Consider the following 16473-nt stretch of genomic DNA (forward strand, 5'->3'; position numbering starts at 1 on the left):
TCCCCTGCCGGGTGCTCTCGTCCTACGAGAGCACCCGGCGACGGAAGTTGCGCAGCCCCAGGCTCAGGAACAGCACGCAGAACCCGATCAACACCGGGTAGACGACGTACAGGTGCATGTGCGACGCGTCGGTCAGCCCCGCCCGCATCCCCTCAGCGATGTAGATCAACGGGTTGACCAGCACCAGCGTCTGCAACCACGGGAAGCCGCCGACCTGGATCGCCGACAGCTTCGTCCACTGGTAGTACGTACCGCCGAGGAAGACCAGCGGCAGGACGACGAAGCCGAACATCAGCCCGATGTTGCGCGGTTCGAACGTCGTCCCGAGGACCAGCCCCAGCGAGGTCATCGCCAGGCAGGCCAGCGGGATCAGCGTGACCACCACCCACCAGTGCACCGACAGATGCGCCTCCACGCCCGGCGCGTGCACCACGGCGGCGATCGGGAAGACCAGGACCGCCGAGATCAGCCCCTGCGTCGCCCCCGAGAGCACCCGCGCCACCGCGACCAGCCAGAGCGGACAGGGCGCCTGCACCCGGTCCTCGATCTCCCGGGTGTAGCCGAACTCCTGGGAGAGCTGGATCGCCACCGACTGGATGCCCTGGAACATGATGGTGATCGCCACCACCCCCGGCACCAGCACGGTCGCGAAGTCGGACTCGCCGGCGTGGCCGCTGCCGCCGCCGATGCCCTGGCCGATGGACGGGAAGACGTAGAGGAAGACGAAGACCAGCAGCAGCGGCTGCATGATCGTCCGGGCGGCGAACTCCCCGGCGTGCTTGCGCAGCACCAGCAGGTCCCGCTTGACCAGCGCCCCGAGCGCGGAACGGCTGGCCGCGAAGACCGAACGGGTCGGCTGAACCGTGATGGCGGAACTGGACATCAGTCCCTCAGCTCCTTCCCGGTGAGGCTGATGAACACCGTCTCCAGGGACGCCTCCGCGACCGACAGGTCGGCCACCTCGAAGCCCCCCGCCTCGGCGGCGCTCAGCACCCGGGGCAGCAACCGGTTCGCGCCGCCGCCCTTGACCTGCAGTTCCACCCCGGCGCCGGTCAGCCTGCTCTGCGTGACCCCGGCGATCTCGCGGCCCAGCAGCTCGGCCAGCGCCGCCGGGTCACCGGCCGCCTGGACGGTGACGACGGTGTCGGCGCCCACCCCCTGCTTGAGCGCGGCCGGGGTGTCCAGCGCCAGCACCCGGCCGTGGTCCAGGATCGCCACCCGGTCGCAGAGCTGGTCGGCCTCCTCCATGTTGTGCGTGGTGAGCAGGATGGTCTGCCCGTCGGCGATCAGCTCCCCGAGGATCTCCCAGAGCGCCAGCCTGCTCTGCGGATCGAGCCCCGCCGTCGGCTCGTCCAGGAACAGCACGGCCGGACGGTGGTAGATCGCGCGCGCCACCATCAGCCGCTGCGCCATCCCGCCGGACAGCGCGAACACCGAGGCGTCGGCCCACTTGGCGAGGTGGAACCGCTCCAGCAGCGCGTCCGCCGTCCGCCGCGCCTGCCGGGGCGGCACGCCGAAGAGCAGCCCGTGGAAGTAGAGGTTCTCGCGCACGGTGAGCGAGCGGTCCAGCGTGTTCTGCTGCGACACCACCGCGATCACCTGCTTCACCAGCGTCGGCCGCGCCACGACGTCGATCCCCCCGATCCACGCCGTCCCCGCCGTCGGCACCACCCGCGTGGTGAGCATCCCGACGGTGGTGGTCTTCCCCGCCCCGTTCGGCCCGAGCAGCCCGAACAACTCCCCCTGGTGCACCGCCAGATCCAACCCGTCCACGGCCGGCACATCCGCCTTCGGGTACACCTTGCTCAGCCCCGCGGTCCGGATCACCTCACCATCCCGCTCACCCACCGCCGCCACAGGGCCACCTCACTCCCAAGCCGCCCACCGCCCCCTCCACGATGCTCCGCCAGGGGGGACCGGGCAACCGCCGGAGCCGCGAGGGGCCCGGCGGCTCCCGTCCCGACCCAGCGGACCGGGCGCGTCAGCCATCGACAGGAAACCTTCCTGCCCGCACGCCGGCCACGAACGCCCGCCAGGCGTGGGTGGGGAAGAGTAGCGCCGGACTGGTGGTCGCCTCGGAGCGGCCCGGTAGCGGTGGGCACGCCGCGAGGTAGATCGGACACTTGCCTGCGGGTGCCCATGTTGGGCAGGGTGCTTCGGTGATCTCGTTTACACAGCGATACATCAGTGGTGACCACGAAGGCGTCTGGGCGGACCTACGCCGTCTTGGCCCTGTTCCGGAGGGGCTTGATGAGGACTGCCGAGGTGTGGCGCGGGCAACGATGCAACGGGTGGCACGTCATGTGGATCGTCTCGCAGAGCAGCTGACTGAACTCGGACTCGTTCCTGTCCTTCCGATCCGCGAGCCAGCCACGGCCGAGGAACTACGGGATCTCGATCTTCTTCAGGCCGAGATCGGCTCCGTGCCCCCGGCCCTGGACGCCTGCTTCCGTGTGGTCGGCGGAGCATGGTTCGCCGGGGACTGTCCGGCACTGAAGGAATGCTATGCCGAGGGAAGCCAGTACAGCGCCGCCCCCATCCTTCCTGACCCGCTGGTCCTTCCTAACCGTGCAGCACCTGCGCGAGAGCTGGGATGACTACCAGGATGCCGTTGAAGACGACCCCGAGGTCGGCGAGGACGGATTCTTCTTCGACTTCGCGCCGGACGAGTTGCACAAGGCCAACATCAGCGGCGCCACCCACGACATCGAGATGGCCCAGAACGCGGCCGACCCAGTGCTCCACGGTGTGAGCGGCCGGCCCGGCATCACCCTGGTCGCGTACCTGCGCGTGTCGATTGCCTGGGGCGGTATGCCCGGCTGGTCGTTCAAGCCCGATCAAGCGCCAGCTGCCCTGGCGGCTCTACGAGTTCGCCCTGACTTCTGACTGGTGCCGCATCAGGCAACGTTCGCCCCGTCCGATGGCTGGCCTGGTAGGAGTCAGCAAGGCGCCAGGCAAAGTTCGGCCTCGGCGACGAGGCACTCCAGTCCGTGCGGGAGCGGCTGAATCGTCTCCTCCTCGCGTGATCGCCAACGAAAGAGCAACCGATGCAACCGACTGTCCTCTTCGACCTAGACGGCCTTTTGATCGACTCCGAGCCGATCTGGGACGCGGCAAAGCGTGAAGTGTTCGGTCCGCTTGGCCTGCACCTCACGACGGAGATGCAGGCGGCGACGCGTGGGATGCGGCAAAGGGACATGGTGGCCTACTGGTTCGATCGGGCCACCATTCAAGCCGACCCCGTCGACGTAGAGCAGCAGATCGTGGCCGCCGTGTGCCGCAGGCTGGAGGGAGCGGCGCTGAAACCCGGTGCCGAACACGCCGTCGCGGCGTGCGCGCGTGCATCGAGGGCGATGGCCGTCGTGTCATCTTCGCCGGAGTCGGTGATTCGGCATGCGCTCGCGAGCACTGGCCTTGACCGATCTTTCGATGCCGTGTTTTCGGCCGAAGACGACGAACACGGCAAGCCCCACCCGGGCGCCTATCTCCGCGCAGCCGCCGCACTCGGCGCGTCACCCGACGAATGCATGGTGATCGAGGACTCGCTCACCGGCGTCCTCGCTGGCGTGTCAGCCCAGATGACGGTAGTCGCCGTTCCCGAGGCCGCTGATCGCAGCGATCCTCGCTATGCGATTGCCACTCTGGTACTGGATTCCCTCAAGGATCTCGATACCGCTGTATTCGACGCGTATGTGTCCAGGGGGAGCCGGGACGCCACGCGGGCATCGCGTGCTGCGCATCCTCAACCGTTCCGCCGGAACTTCGGTGAACCTGGAGTCAGCACCACCCCCTCGGCGTAGTGCGGCCCCTGTCCGTGATGTCCCGCGCCATGAACGAGGACGTCCTCGGCGGCGAGCTCTTCGAGCTCGCCGACCTCCTTTCCGTGCCGCCGCTGCCCGAGCTCTCGCGCAGCGGGCTGTTCATCTACAGCGGTGTGCGGCTGCGTGCCGCCGGGGCGCAGCCCGGCGGCACCTGAGGCCCGACGGACGGTCAGCCCCCGTTCCCCACCGCCAGGACGTGCGCCGCCGCCTGCCCGGCGGCCGCCGCGCCGTAACCGCCGCCCTGGACCACGGCGGCGACGGCGAGGTTGCCGCGGTAGGCGACGAACCAGCTGTTGGGGGCGGGCGCGCCGTCCACCTGCGCCGTGCCCGTCTTGGCGCCGACCCGGCCGGTGAGGCCGGACATCGCCGACTGGGCAGTGCCGTCGGCGGCGGCCCCGGCCATCATGCTCCGCAGCTGCTGGGCGACCGAACCGGGCAGCGACTGGCCGGCCTTGGCCTGCGGCTGGCCCGCCAGCAGGATCGGCTGACGGAAGCCACCGCTCTCGACGGTCGCCGCGACCGACGCCATGGTCAGCGCGTTGGCCTGGATCTCCCCCTGGCCGATCGCCTCGGCGGCCGCGTCGTCCGAGTTGGTCGGGTCCGGGATCTTCGCGTCGAAGTTGCTCACGCCCGGGCCGGTGGACCAGGGCTGGCCCAGGCCGAACTGCTGGGCGGTCCGGCCGAGCGCGCCGGGGGCCAGTTTCGCCCGGCTCTCGTCGATGAAGGCGGTGTTGCAGGACTGCGCGAAGTCGTCGGCCAGCGTGTAGCCGAGGTGGTCGCCGGGCTCGTCGTTGTGCCAGGCCTTGGGCGAGTTGGTGGTGGCCCTGCAGGGGACGGCCGTCTGCGGCTGGTCCCCTGCCTCCAGCAGGGCGGCCGCGGTGATCACCTTCATCGTCGAGCCGGGCGCGATGTTCGCGAGGAAGGCCGCGTTGAAGCCGCCGGCCGAGGCGTTGGCCACCGCCAGGATGTTGCCGGTGCTGGGTTCGACCGCCACCAGGGACGCCGGGTTGCCGCCCGAGGACTGCTGCGTGACCGCCGCCTCGGCCGCCGCCTGGACGTCGGCGTCCAGGGTCAGCCGGGTGGGCTGGGCGGCCGCCGGCTGGGAGATGACGAACAGCTGGTGCGTGGTCGTGCCACCGGCGACGTCGGTGATCACCACAGCCCGGCCGGGGGCGCCGGGGGCGGAGCTGCCGGGCGTCTGGAGGGTGGCGAGCAGCGGGGCGAGTGAGGGGAACGTGCCCAGCGGTCGGCCCTGGCGGTCGGTCACGGCGGCGGCGGCCGGGACGGGCAGCGAGCGGATGGTCATCGCCGCGCCCGGCCCGAACAGCGGGTGGATCACGGACGGTACCCAGTGCACCAGCGCCCGCCCGTCGTCGCCGCGCTCGACGCTCAGCCGCCCGTCGTACGTCCACGGGGTGGCGGCGCCGTCGAAGGAGACCGTGGCCTTGAAGCCGAGCGTCAACAGGCCCGCCGCCGCGGGCGAGGCGGCCGGCGAGGGAACGGGCGAACCGCTCGGCGGCCCGCTCGGGACAAAGGCCAGCGCGCTCGGGTGCACCGACTGCCCGAACGCCGTCAGCGCGTCGATCGCGGTGTCCGGGGCGTCGGTCAGCGCACCGGCGCCGGCCAGGTCGCCCTTGGCCCAGTCGCTCAGGAACGCCTGCTCGGCGGCCGCCGCCTGGTCGGCGCTCGGCGGGACGGTGGAGGCTCGGGACGCCTGGCTGCCCGTCCCGGGCGGGCCGGCGGCGTGCGAGCCGCCGCCTATCGCCGAGACGAGGTTGTACGCCCCGAGGCCGCCCACCGCCAGGAGGCCGAGCGTAACGCCGGCCAGCCCGACTTTCAGGGCCCGACCGGCGCTCCGGCGCCCCGCGGGCTCCTCGCCGTCGTCGTCCCCGTCCAGGTACTCCCCGCCGCCGAACTCCCGGCCGCCGTCCCCGTGTCTGTCGTACAGCAGTACGTCCTCGTCGTCGCCGTCCTGCTCGGCGCCGACCGTGTGGTCCTGGTCCATCGCATTCTCCCCCCGGAGTCCGCACGACGATTCGGGCGGACATGCCACTCATTGAACGCGTGACCCACTCATCTTGTCGCACCCACTTCGAGAAATTCACGGCACGTGCCGGTCCGTCTAGGCTGGCGCGATGGAAGCCCACGAATCCCTGCTCGACCTCATCGGCAACACCCCGCTGGTGCGCCTGCGCACGCCCGAGGGGACGGGTGCCCCCGTCTACGCCAAGCTCGAGTACCTGAGCGCAGGCGGCAGCGTGAAGGACCGGGTCGGTCTGCGCATGATCGAGGAGGCCGAGAAGTCCGGGGCGCTCAAGCCCGGCGGCACGGTGGTCGAGGCCACCTCGGGCAACACCGGGGTCGGGCTCGCGATGGTGGCCGCCTCCAAGGGGTACCGGGCGATTCTCGTCATCTCGGACAAGGCCAGCACGGAGAAGGTCGCCACCCTGCGCGCCTACGGCGCCGAGGTGTTGGTCGGACGCGGCGGGCTGCCGGCGGAGCACCCCGAGCACCTGTTCAACGTGGCCGCCCGGATCGCCGAGGAGACGCCGGGCGGCTGGCTGGCCGGGCAGTACGACAACCCGGACAACCCGGGCGCGCACTACGCGAGCACCGGGCCGGAGATCTGGCGGCAGACCGAGGGCCGGATCACCCACCTGGTCTCCTGCGTGGGCACCGGCGGCACGATCAGCGGTACCGGGCGCTTCCTCAAGGAGGCCAGTGACGGCAAGGTCAGGGTGATCGGCGCGGACCCGACCGCCTCGGTGTACGGCGGGGGCGACGGGCGGCCCTACTTCGTGGAGGCGGCCGGGCACTTCCGCCACCCGGAGACGGTCGAGGACGTCTGGCCGAAGTCGTTCCACCAGGACGTGGTGGACGACATCCTGCCGATCGGCGACCGCGAGTCGCTGTTGACGATCCGCCGACTGGCCCGCGAGGAGGGCCTGTTGGTCGGCGGATCGGCCGGGACGGCGGTGGCCGCGGCCCTGCGGGTGGCCGCCGGGCTGACCCCGCAGGACCTGGTCGTGGTGATGCTGCCGGACTCCGGCAAGCAGTACCTCTCCAAATACTTCAACGACGACTGGCTGCTGCACCTGGGCTTCCTGGACGGGGACGAGTCGCTCCCGCGGGTCGGCGACGCGCTGTCGGGCGACCGGCGCGAGCAGCCGCTGCCGTATCTGCACCACCACAGCACGGTCGGCCGGGCGTTGGAGGCGCTGCGCGCGCGGCAGGCGCAGGGAGACGACCCCGTCCTGTCGGTCGGCCCCTGCCCGATCGGCCCGGGCCGTCAGCCCGCCGCCTCGGAGCTGGTGGGCACGGTGTCGCTGGAGCAGCTGGCGGCGGCGGTGGCGGACGGCAGCGCCGCGCCCGGCGACCTGGTCGGCGACCATCTCGCCGCCCCGCTCCCGCAGTTCGGCGCGGGCCGGCCGGCCGAGGCGACGCTCGCGGAGCTGACCGAACGCGGGCTCAGCTCCGCCGTGGTGCTGTACGACGGGTACGCCGTCGGCCTGGTCGGCCCGGCCGAGCTGCGCGCGCTACTGAAGGACTGACCCCGCAACTGACCCCGCAAGCGCCGCGCGGGCCAGCCGCCGGTCCCCCTCCACCACCGGGTCGGGGACCGGCACGGCCGCCAACAGCTGCCGGGTGTACGGGTGCTGTGGGTTCTCGTAGACGTCGTCGGCGTCCCCCAGCTCGACCACCCGGCCGGCCCGCATCACCGCGATCCGGTCGCTGACCTGGCGCACCACGGCCAGGTCGTGCGCCACGAAGACCAGCGTCAGCCCGAACTCCCGTTGCAGCTCGGCGAGCAGCCGGACCACCTGGGCCTGGGTGGAGACGTCCAACGAGGAGACCGGCTCGTCGCACACCAGCACCTTCGGCCGCAGCGCCAACGCCCGCGCGATGCCGACGCGTTGGCGCTGACCGCCGGAGAGCTCGTGTGGGTAGCGGCCGTACCAGTCCGGTTGCAGGCCGACCCGTTCCAGCAACTCGCCCACCGCCGCCCGGGCCTGCGCCTCGCCGGCCCGGTCCTGCACCCGCAGCGGGTCGGCGATCGCGTCGCCGATCGTCCGACGCGGGTTGAGCGAGGACAGCGGATCCTGGAAGACCATCTGCAACTCACGCCGCACCGGCCGAAGTTCACGCTCGGAGGCGTGCGCAAGATCGCGCCCCTCGAAGAGGATCCGTCCGGCGGTGGGCTCCAACAGGCGTACCAGCAGCCGACCCAGCGTGGTCTTGCCGCTACCGCTCTCCCCCACCACGCCCAGCGCCTCGCCGCGGTGCAGGTCCAGGCTGACGCCGTCCAGCGCGGCCAGCCGCTCCCGTCGGCCGAGCAGGCCGTGGTTGGCGACCGGATACTCCTTGCGCAGCTCCCGGACGCTCAGCAGGACGTCGCCGGTCGTCGCCGTCGACGGCTCCCGCCGGGCGTCCAGCCTCGGTACGGCGCTGACCAGTTCCCGGGTGTACGGGTCGGCCGGCGCGCCCAGCACCTCGGCCACCGACCCGTGTTCGACGGCCCGGCCGCCCCGCATCACCAGCACCCGGTCGGTGTTCCCGGCCACCACGCCCAGGTCGTGGGTGACCAGCAGCAGTGCCATCCGGTGCTCGACGCGCAGTTCGTGCAGCAGGTCGAGGATCTGCGCCTGGACGGTGACGTCCAGCGCGGTGGTCGGCTCGTCGGCGATCAGCAGCTTGGGCGTGCAGGCCAACGCCATGGCGATCAGGGCCCGTTGGCGCATCCCGCCGGAGAACTCGTGCGGGTGCGCGGCGGCCCGCCGGGCGGCGTCGGGGATGCCGACCCGGTCGAGCACCTGAACCGCCCGCTCGGCGGCGGCCCGGCGGCTGGAGCCGGTGTGCAGCCGGTGCACCTCGGCGATCTGCGCGCCGATCGACCAGTAGGGGTCGAGGGCGGAGAGCGGGTCCTGGAACACCATCGCCGCCCGGGCGCCGCGCAACCGGCGCAACTCCGCGTCGGAGGCGCGCTGGACGTCGGTGCCGTCCAGCACGATCGAGCCGCTCACCTCGGCCCCACCGGTCCGGTGCAGCCCGAGCAGGGCCGCGGCGACGGTGCTCTTGCCCGAGCCGGACTCGCCGACCAGGCCGAGCGACTCCCCGGCCGGGAGCGTGAAGGAGAGCCCGTCCACCGCACGGACCGCGCCGAAGTCGACCCGCAGGTCGGCCACTTCGAGCAGCACAGAGTCGTCCGTCACCGCAGTCCCACTCTCGGATCGGCCAGTGCGTAGAGCAGGTCGGCCAGGGCGTTGGCGATGACGATGAAGAAGCCCGCGAAGAGCGTGACCCCCACCACCACCGGTAGGTCGATCTTGTTCACCGACTCCACCAGGAGCCGGCCGATACCGTCGAACCCGAAGACCGACTCGGTCAGTTGGGCGCCGCCGAGCAGTCCCCCGAGGTCCATCGCGAGCAGCGTGATGACGGGGGTGAGGGCGCCGCGCAGGGCGTGTCCCAGCACGATCCGCCGTTCACCGAGGCCGTAGGCCCGGGCGGTGCGGATGTGGTCCTCGGCCAGCGTCTCCAGCAGCGAACTGCGGGTCATCCGGGCGTAGCTGGCGGCCGTCACCAGGGCCAGCGAGATCCACGGCAGGACCAGGTTGGCAGCCCAGGCCGACGGGTCCTGGGTGAACGGCACATAGGTCGGGAAGGGCAGCCACTGCAGGTAGCCGCAGAAGAGCATCATCAGCAGCAGGCCGACCAGGAAGACCGGCATCGCCATGCCCGCCAACGTCACACCGGTCAGCGCCCGTTCGCCGATCCCGCCGCGCCGCAGCGCCGACAGGACGCCGGCGCCGATGCCGATCAGCAGCCACAGGACGGCCGCCCCCACGGTCAGCGAGGCGTCCAGCGGCAGCCTGGCGGTGATCATGCCGAGCACCGGCTGGTCGGTCTGGAAGGAGTAGCCGAAGCACGGCGCGGCGCAGTGCGTGATATCGGTCCCGGCGTCGAAGTCCCGTCCGGCCAGCAGCCCGTGCAGGAACTGCCAGTACTGCTGCCAGAGCGGCAGGTCGGTGCCGAGCTTGTGCCGGACGACGGCGAGCCGGGCGCCGTCGCAGCCCTTGCCGCAGACCAGCAGGGCGGGGTCGTGCGGGGCGGCGTAGAAGACCAGGTAGACCACCACGGACAGCACCAGCATGACGGTCAGCGTGCTCACCGTGCGGCGCACCAGGAACCGGATCACGCCGCCACCGTCCGACGCGAACGCGCCCTGCGAAGGCGGGACTTGGCGCGCGGGTCGAGCGCGGTGCGCAGCCCCTCGCCGAGCACGGTGAAGGCCAGCACGGTGACGAAGAGCAGCCCGGCGGGCAGCAGCACGTATGCCGGGTCGGCCTGGTACCAGGTGGTGGCGCCGGAGAGCATCTGCCCCCAGGAGGAGGTCGGCGGGCGCACCCCGACGCCGAGGAAGGACAGCCCGGCCTCGGCGGTGACGTTGCCGGGCAGCAGCAGCGCCGCGTAGGTGATCACCGGCGCGGCCAGCCCGGGCAGGATCTCGCGCCGCGCGGTGCGCCAGGAGCGGGCCCCGCTGAGCCGCGCCGCCGCGACATGGTCCAGCGAGCGCAGGGTGAGCGCCTGCCCGCGCACCAGCCGGGCGGTGCCGCCCCAGCCGAGCACGCCGAGGACCAGCATCAGCAGGACCGGGCGGGGGAACGAGCCGGGCACCACCGCCATCAGCGAGATGGCGAAGACCAGCCCGGGGAAGGCGATCGCCAGGTCCATGGTCCGGCTGAGCACGGTGTCCGCGAGCTGGTTGCCGAGTCCGGCGGCCAGCCCGATCAGCGTGCCGAGGGCGACCTGCACGACGGTGGCGCCGATCGAGACCGAGAGCGAGACCTGCGCGCCGTAGACCAGCCGGGCCAGCACGTCGCGACCGGTGCCCGGCTCCACGCCGAGCCAGTGCCGGGCACTCGCCCCGCCGAACGGACCGATCGGCACGCCGCCGGTGGCGGAGTCGATCAGCTCGTTGTGGAAGGCCGTCGGATTCTGCCCCTCCAGCGCGGCGACCAGCGGTGCGGCGGCGGCCAGCAGCAGGAGCAGCACGACCACCAGCAGGCCGGCCATCGCGGCGCGGTTGGCGCGCAGCCGCCGCCAGACCGGGCTGGAGGGCGAAGCGGGCGTGGGACTCGACATCTACTTGACCGAGATCCGGGACAGGTCGTAGACGCCGTTCCACTGGCTCACGTACGCGTTCTTGACGTCCTTGCCGACCAGCCGCTTGTAGACCGGGTGGTAGAGCGGCACCGTCCAGGCCTGCTTGCCGAGTTGGGCGTCCAGCTGTCCCCAGGCCTGCTGCGCCTTGGCGGGGTCGGTGAGCTTGTTGGCGGCGTCGATCTCGGCGTTCACCTGCGGGTCGTTCAGCTGCGCGGAGTTGAAGTTGCCGCCCGCGGTGAGGATCTGCCGGCCGTCGAAGATCGGGGCCAGGAAGGGACCGCCGGAGGGCCAGTCGGCTCCCCAGCCGCCGATGAAGAAGCCGGGCTCGCTGGAGGGCAGTTGGGTCTTGGTGAAGTAGTCGTCATCGGCGGAGGCGTCGAGCTTGACGGTGATCCCGGCCTTGCCCAGCGACTCCTGCACCGCGGCGGCGACCGCCGGGCCGATGTCGCTCTGGTCGGTGGCGTGGCTCAGTGTGATGCTCAGCCCGTTCGGGTAACCCGCCTGTGCCAGCAGCTCCTTGGCCTTGGCGGGATCGCCGCTGGGCCCGGCCGGGAAGTAGTCGTAGGGCGTGTAGCCGAAGGCCGGCTGGTCAGGCAGGAAGGTCGTGGCGGGCTTGGCCACCGCGCTGCCGCCGACCGCGTTGATCACCGAGGTGCGGTCCACCGCGTAGGAGATCGCCTGCCGCACCAGGGCATTGTCGAACGGCTTCACCGTGGGGTTGAAGGCCAGGTACTGGGTGGCGCCGAAGTAGCCGGTGGCCACCCGGCTCTTGAGCGCGGAGTCGGTGTTCAGCTTGGCCAGGATGCCGGCGTCGATGTCGGTGTCGCCGCTGACGGCGCGGGCATCGTCGCCGCTGCTCGCGGCGAGGCGCTGGTTGATCACGGCCGGGTCGAGCCCGGAGGTGTAGACGATCTTGTCGGGGCAGGCCAGGCGCTGGTCGTCGATGCTCCGCGACCAGTACGGATTGCGGTCCAGCACCATGGACTTGCCGTTGTCGTTGCTGGTCACCTCGTACGGCCCCGAGGAGACCGGATGCTTCTGGTAGTCGGTGCCGGTGTCCTTGGCCTTGGGCACCGGCGCGAACTGGGTGGCGGTGGCCAGGAAGGGGAAGTCGCCCTCGGGCTTGGTGAGCCGGAAGGTGATCGTGCTGTCGTCGGGGGTCTCGATCGAGGGCAGGTCGGCGCCCTTGAAGGGGCCCTGGTACTGCTCGCCGCCGATCAGCCAGTCCCGCAGATAGGGCGGCCCGCCCGGCAGTTCCGGCGCGAAGGAGCGCTCGATGCCGTACTTGACGTCCTGCGAGCGGATCGGCGTGCCGTCCTCGAACTTCAGCCCGGGCTTGAGGTGGTAGGTCCAGACCGTGGCGTCCTGGTTGGGTTCGCCGGTGTCGGTGGCCAGGTCGGGGACCACCTTGGCGCCGTCCGGGCCGCCCGTGGTGTGGTTGCGCGTGGTGAGGGTGCGGAACACCAGGGTGGGGACCTTGCCGCCGCCGGAGGTGTAGAGCTCGGCCGGGTCGAACTTGCCCTGTCCCAGCTGGGCGAGCACGGTGAGCGTTCCACCCTGGCAGGTGGCCGGGTCGAAGGCGGCGGTCGCCGAGCTCTTGGCCGTGCCACCGCCGCAGGCTGTGGCCAGCCCGGCCAGCAGCGCGAATCCGGCGGCCGCGGCGACGGCCCTGCTCTTGCTCATGCCCAACTCCTCGTACGTGGGGGGATGTCCGCGCCCTCGGCGACGGGCAGGGACATGACGAACTCTGGAGTGATCGGCAAGACCGGTCAAGACCGCCCATCGAACTGCCATATGCCCGCAACATGAGGAAAGCCGGGGCAAGCCGGAGACCACCGCCGGACAGCCCACGACATCATTTGGCTTGTTCCACCCCCTGGTTGAGCCCGCGTCGGACGTTTACCGTCAGTAGCATCAGGGGCACCGCGCGTGCTGACAGTGCCCCGGCCTACCGCCAGGAGGATCGATGTCCCTCGACGCCGAAGACACGACCGCCGCACCCGCGCTCATTCCCCTGCACTGCCTGCGGTTCACCGCCCCCGGACCGCCGGTCCTCGCCTCGCTGGTCACCGGTACACCGGTCTGGGTGGTGCGCCGCCACGCGGACGTCCGCCAGGTGCTCACGGACCCGCGGCTCAACCGGGCGGCGCTGTACGCCCCCGACGCTCCCCCGCTGACGCCTTACCCGAACCTGCTGGACGACCCGGACGGCATGCTCAATCTGGACGGCATCGAACACCAGCGGCTGCGCCGCACCGTGCAGCGCGCCTTCACCCCCCGGGCCATCGCACGCTGGCGCCCCTGGGTGGCCTCGGTGGTGGACGGCCTGCTGGACGACCTGACCGATGCCGGCCAACCCATCGACCTGGTCAGCGCGTTCACCCGCCCGCTGCCGGTCGCGGTGATCAGCCGGCTGATGGGACTGGACGGCCTGGACCTCAAGCGGCTGGGGCACTGGAGCGACCACGCGCTCTCGGCCGCCGCCTACTCCGCGCAGGAGGTGCAGGAGGCGATGGAGGAGTTCGGGCAGTTCGCGGGCGCCCTGGTCGCCGAGCGGCGGCGGCTGCCCGGCGAGGACCTGGTCAGCAGCCTGGTGCGAGCCTGTGACCAGGACGGCGAGGTGACCGAGCGGCAACTTGTCTCGCTGGTCTGCGGGTTGGTGGTGGCCGGGCACGAGACGACGATGACCTCGCTGGGCAACGCGCTGGTCTACCTGCTCGGCGAGGCCCGCGAGGACTGGCTGCGGCTCGGCACCAGCGAGGAGGCCGCGTCGACCGCCGCCGAGCAGCTGCTGCGCACCGTCCCGCTCGGCGACAGCGATCACCTGCCCGGGCTGCTGCGCCGGGCGGTGCAGGACGTGGAGATCGGCGGCGTCCTGATCCCCGCAGGCAGCGTGGTGGCCGCCGACACCAGGCCGGCGAACCTCGACCCGGCCGTCTACGGCGAGGAGAGCGGTCGCGACCTCTTCGCGCCGCTGCCGACGCCCAGCCTCACCTTCGGGGCCGGCCCGCACCACTGCCTGGGCGCCTGGCTGGCCCGGATGGAGCTGGAGTTGGCGCTGCACCGGCTGGCCCGCCGACTGCCGGGCCTGCGGCTGGAGGTCGCCCCCGACGCCATCGAGTGGCGCCTGGGCCTGCTCACCCGCAGCCCGCTCGTGCTGCCGGTCGGCTGGTGACCGGGTGAACCGCCAGAACACCGCGCCCGCCCTGGTCGTACGGGTCGACCGCGCGCGCTGCGTGGGCACCGGACTGTGCGCCGGGGCCGCACCGGCCGACCTGGCCCTCGGCGAGGACGGCCGCGCCCGCGCCCTGCGCCCGGCCACCACCGACCGCGAGGGGGTCACCGAGGCGGCCGAACTCTGCCCGGTGGAGGCGCTGGCCGTCCACCGCGTGGACACCGGGGAGCAGATCGCGCCCGCGTGGTGAGCGCCCGAGCGCGCTGAGCACCCGATCGGTGTGACCGGCCCCGGGGCAACCACCCCGGGACCGGTCTTCGACGCTACTGGAACGAGGAACGCCCGGCCGCACTCTGACGAACCGTCAGCCCAGGCAGCAGCGCACCACCGGTGTGCTTGCCCGCCGCCGGCAGGGTGCCCGCACCGCCGACCAGCGGCAGCTGGAGCGAGGAGTGCGCCAGGTCGATGGTCACCTTCGGCCTGGTGGACGCCGGGTTGAGCAACCCGTTGTCCGTCCCGGCCACGATCAGCGCCAGCCGGTCCCCGGCGGGCACCACATGGTCGGTTCCGGCCAGGTTGAAGGTGATCGTGTAGGCCTTGCCCGGGGTGATGGTGGCCGCCGAGTTCAGCCCGGCGTAGTGCCCGAGGTCGGCCCATCCCCGGCTGAAGATCGTGTAGCCCACCTGCTCGGTGTCGGCGGCGGTGTCCAGGAAGCAGGCACTGTCGCCCGCCGTGCTGTCGCCCCAGCAGGACCGGGTGCTGAGCGTGCTGATGCCCTCGCCCGAGCCCTCGTAGTTGCGGATGGTGGCCGGCCCGAGGTCGACCAGCACCGCGCTCAGGTGCGCGCTCTTGGTGGACGGCGTGACCTTCAGCGTGATCGAGCCCTGGCCCGACATCTGCAGGGGCTGGGTGAGCGCGCCGGTGGTGAACGCGGTCTTCTCCGAGGTCGTCCGGTCGACGTCCGCCGCCCAGTTGTCCTCACCGAGCGAGGGGTTGTCGGTGAAGCCGGCGCTGCCGCTGCCCGCACCCGTGGTCAGCGCGCCGGGCGTCAGGTTCAGCGTGCTGGCGACCGTGCCGGGGGCCGGCCAGCTCTGCTCCTGGGTCCACTGGTCGGGGGCCCGCTCGACGTCGGCGACCGGACCGTTCTGGATGCCGTTGTCGACGCCCATCAGGTAGTGGTCGAACCAGTCGTGCAGGGTGTCCACCCAGGCGCTGCGCCGGTAGTCGAAGGGGTCCACGTGCCCGGTCTGGGAGAGCCAGATCTTGCGGTCCACGCCGGTCTGGGCCAGCGCCGACCACCACTGCGAGAAGTTGATGTCGCGGACGTTGAGGTCCTCCATCCCGTGCACCACGAAGACGCTGGCCTTGACGTTGGCTGCCGACGCCACGTAGTCGCGGGCCTGCCAGAGCGAGCTCCAGTTGCCGTTGGAGGGCGAACCCGAGGCCAGCTGGCTCTGGACCGTCGAGCAGTTCGGCGCGGCGGTCGAGCTCTCCACGTCGGAGGCCAGGTCCGCGGGGGTGCCGCTGTAGAGCGGGGCGCCGTCCGAGCGGTAGTAGTCGTACCAGGAGCTGATCGCGGAGATCGGCACGATGGTCTTCAGGCCCTGCACCCCGGTCGCGGCCACGCCGTTGGCGATCGTGCCGTCCCAGGACTTGCCGATCATGCCGACCGAGCCGTTGGTCCAGGTGGGGTTGACCACGCTGCCGCCGGTGACCGAGCTGTAGCCGTTGGCGCGGCCGTTCAGCCAGTCGATCACCGCCTTGGCCGAGGTGACGTCGGCCGGGCCGCCGACGTCCACGCAGCCCTGCGAACGGTTGGTGCCGGCCGTGTCGACCAGCACCACGGCGTAGCCGCGCGGGACGAAGTAGTTGTCGTAGAACAGCGGGAACTGCACCGGCTTGCCGTTGGCGTCGTACGTCTTGAGCTGGCTCTCGTTGCCGCGCCCGCAGCAGGAGTAGTACGGGCTGGCGTCCATGATCACGGGGATCTTCTGGCCGGCCGCGGCCGGCTCGCTGGGCCGGATGATGTCCGCGGCGACCCGGTCGGTGCCCGAGCGGCCGTCGTTGTCGAGACCGGTGTCGACCCAGACGGTCTCCCGGATGGCGTTGGCGTAGGAGTAGACGGGCTGGCTGGTGCCGTTCCGTACAGAGGCCGGCTGGCCGGGGGTGGCCCGGGCGGCGGCAGGGGCCACCAGGGCGGCGGCGAAGGCCAGAAGGAGCGTGGCAAGAACCGCCAGGAAGCGGGAGCGAGGAGTTATCACGCCCCGACGGTAGGAGTCCGAGGCGGTCGCCAGAAGGGTTTTGACGCTGTGC

14 protein-coding genes are annotated in these 16473 nt (G+C 71.7%); 6 read left to right on the plus strand and 8 right to left on the minus strand.

Annotated features, from left to right (window positions below):
* Positions 1–22: 22 nt before the first annotated feature.
* Both BS80_RS31645 and BS80_RS31650 read right to left on the minus strand, forming a co-directional pair.
* Complete coding sequence (locus BS80_RS31645) at positions 23–883, minus strand: ABC transporter permease (RefSeq protein ID WP_035804661.1); 861 nt, start codon at positions 881–883, stop codon at positions 23–25.
* Positions 883–1827: an ABC transporter ATP-binding protein gene (locus BS80_RS31650; protein WP_232246729.1), complete on the minus strand. Its 945-nt coding sequence runs from the start codon at positions 1825–1827 to the stop codon at positions 883–885. Before BS80_RS31650 ends, BS80_RS31645 begins: the two co-directional genes overlap by 1 nt.
* A 741-nt stretch (positions 1828–2568) precedes the next feature.
* Between BS80_RS31650 and BS80_RS31655 the strand changes: the two genes are divergently transcribed.
* The 3 genes from BS80_RS31655 (at position 2569) to BS80_RS41310 (ending at position 3976) form a co-directional block, all read left to right on the plus strand.
* Positions 2569–2886 carry a hypothetical protein gene (locus BS80_RS31655; protein ID WP_157536723.1) on the plus strand — a complete coding sequence of 106 codons (318 nt, stop codon included), beginning with the start codon at positions 2569–2571 and terminating at the stop codon, positions 2884–2886.
* Positions 2887–3047: 161 nt separating this feature from the next.
* Positions 3048–3800, plus strand: coding sequence for an HAD family hydrolase (locus BS80_RS31660; protein WP_035804666.1), 753 nt, complete (start codon positions 3048–3050; stop codon positions 3798–3800).
* 29 nt (positions 3801–3829) lie between these two features.
* Complete coding sequence (locus BS80_RS41310) at positions 3830–3976, plus strand: hypothetical protein (RefSeq protein ID WP_198045674.1); 147 nt, start codon at positions 3830–3832, stop codon at positions 3974–3976.
* A 14-nt stretch (positions 3977–3990) separates the two neighbouring features.
* Here the strand turns inward: BS80_RS41310 and BS80_RS31665 are convergent, their stop codons facing one another.
* On the minus strand, positions 3991–5826 hold the full coding sequence (locus BS80_RS31665; protein WP_051967473.1) for a penicillin-binding transpeptidase domain-containing protein: 1836 nt from the start codon (positions 5824–5826) through the stop codon (positions 3991–3993).
* A 130-nt stretch (positions 5827–5956) separates the two neighbouring features.
* On the opposite strand from BS80_RS31665, the gene BS80_RS31670 reads away from it, so the two are divergent.
* Entirely contained in the window at positions 5957–7372 is a 1416-nt protein-coding gene (locus BS80_RS31670; RefSeq protein WP_035804668.1) for a pyridoxal-phosphate dependent enzyme, read from the plus strand.
* Here BS80_RS31670 and BS80_RS31675 read toward each other — a convergent pair.
* Genes BS80_RS31675 through BS80_RS31690 form a run of 4 tightly spaced genes read right to left on the minus strand, consistent with a single transcriptional unit; the run spans position 7358 to position 12668 of the window.
* Positions 7358–9031 carry an ABC transporter ATP-binding protein gene (locus BS80_RS31675; protein ID WP_035804670.1) on the minus strand — a complete coding sequence of 558 codons (1674 nt, stop codon included), beginning with the start codon at positions 9029–9031 and terminating at the stop codon, positions 7358–7360. The genes BS80_RS31670 and BS80_RS31675 overlap by 15 nt on opposite strands.
* Positions 9028–10017 (minus strand): ABC transporter permease, encoded by a 990-nt coding sequence (locus tag BS80_RS31680; RefSeq protein WP_035804671.1) that lies wholly within the window; start codon positions 10015–10017, stop codon positions 9028–9030. The genes BS80_RS31675 and BS80_RS31680 overlap by 4 nt, the downstream gene beginning before the upstream one ends.
* Positions 10014–10964: an ABC transporter permease gene (locus tag BS80_RS31685; protein ID WP_035804672.1), complete on the minus strand. Its 951-nt coding sequence runs from the start codon at positions 10962–10964 to the stop codon at positions 10014–10016. Before BS80_RS31685 ends, BS80_RS31680 begins: the two co-directional genes overlap by 4 nt.
* Complete coding sequence (locus tag BS80_RS31690) at positions 10965–12668, minus strand: ABC transporter substrate-binding protein (RefSeq protein WP_035804673.1); 1704 nt, start codon at positions 12666–12668, stop codon at positions 10965–10967. It abuts the gene before it with no gap.
* A gap of 283 nt (positions 12669–12951) precedes the next feature.
* Between BS80_RS31690 and BS80_RS31695 the strand changes: the two genes are divergently transcribed.
* Entirely contained in the window at positions 12952–14160 is a 1209-nt protein-coding gene (locus tag BS80_RS31695) for a cytochrome P450 (RefSeq protein WP_035804675.1), read from the plus strand.
* Between the two features lie 4 nt (positions 14161–14164).
* On the plus strand, positions 14165–14410 hold the full coding sequence (locus tag BS80_RS31700) for a ferredoxin (RefSeq protein ID WP_051967474.1): 246 nt from the start codon (positions 14165–14167) through the stop codon (positions 14408–14410).
* 73 nt (positions 14411–14483) lie between these two features.
* Here the strand turns inward: BS80_RS31700 and BS80_RS31705 are convergent, their stop codons facing one another.
* Positions 14484–16421, minus strand: coding sequence for a Xaa-Pro dipeptidyl-peptidase (locus BS80_RS31705; protein WP_051967475.1), 1938 nt, complete (start codon positions 16419–16421; stop codon positions 14484–14486).
* Positions 16422–16473: the final 52 nt, after the last annotated feature.

The sequence above is a fragment of the Kitasatospora mediocidica KCTC 9733 genome, from assembly GCF_000744225.1.
Taxonomy (GTDB): domain Bacteria; phylum Actinomycetota; class Actinomycetes; order Streptomycetales; family Streptomycetaceae; genus Kitasatospora; species Kitasatospora mediocidica.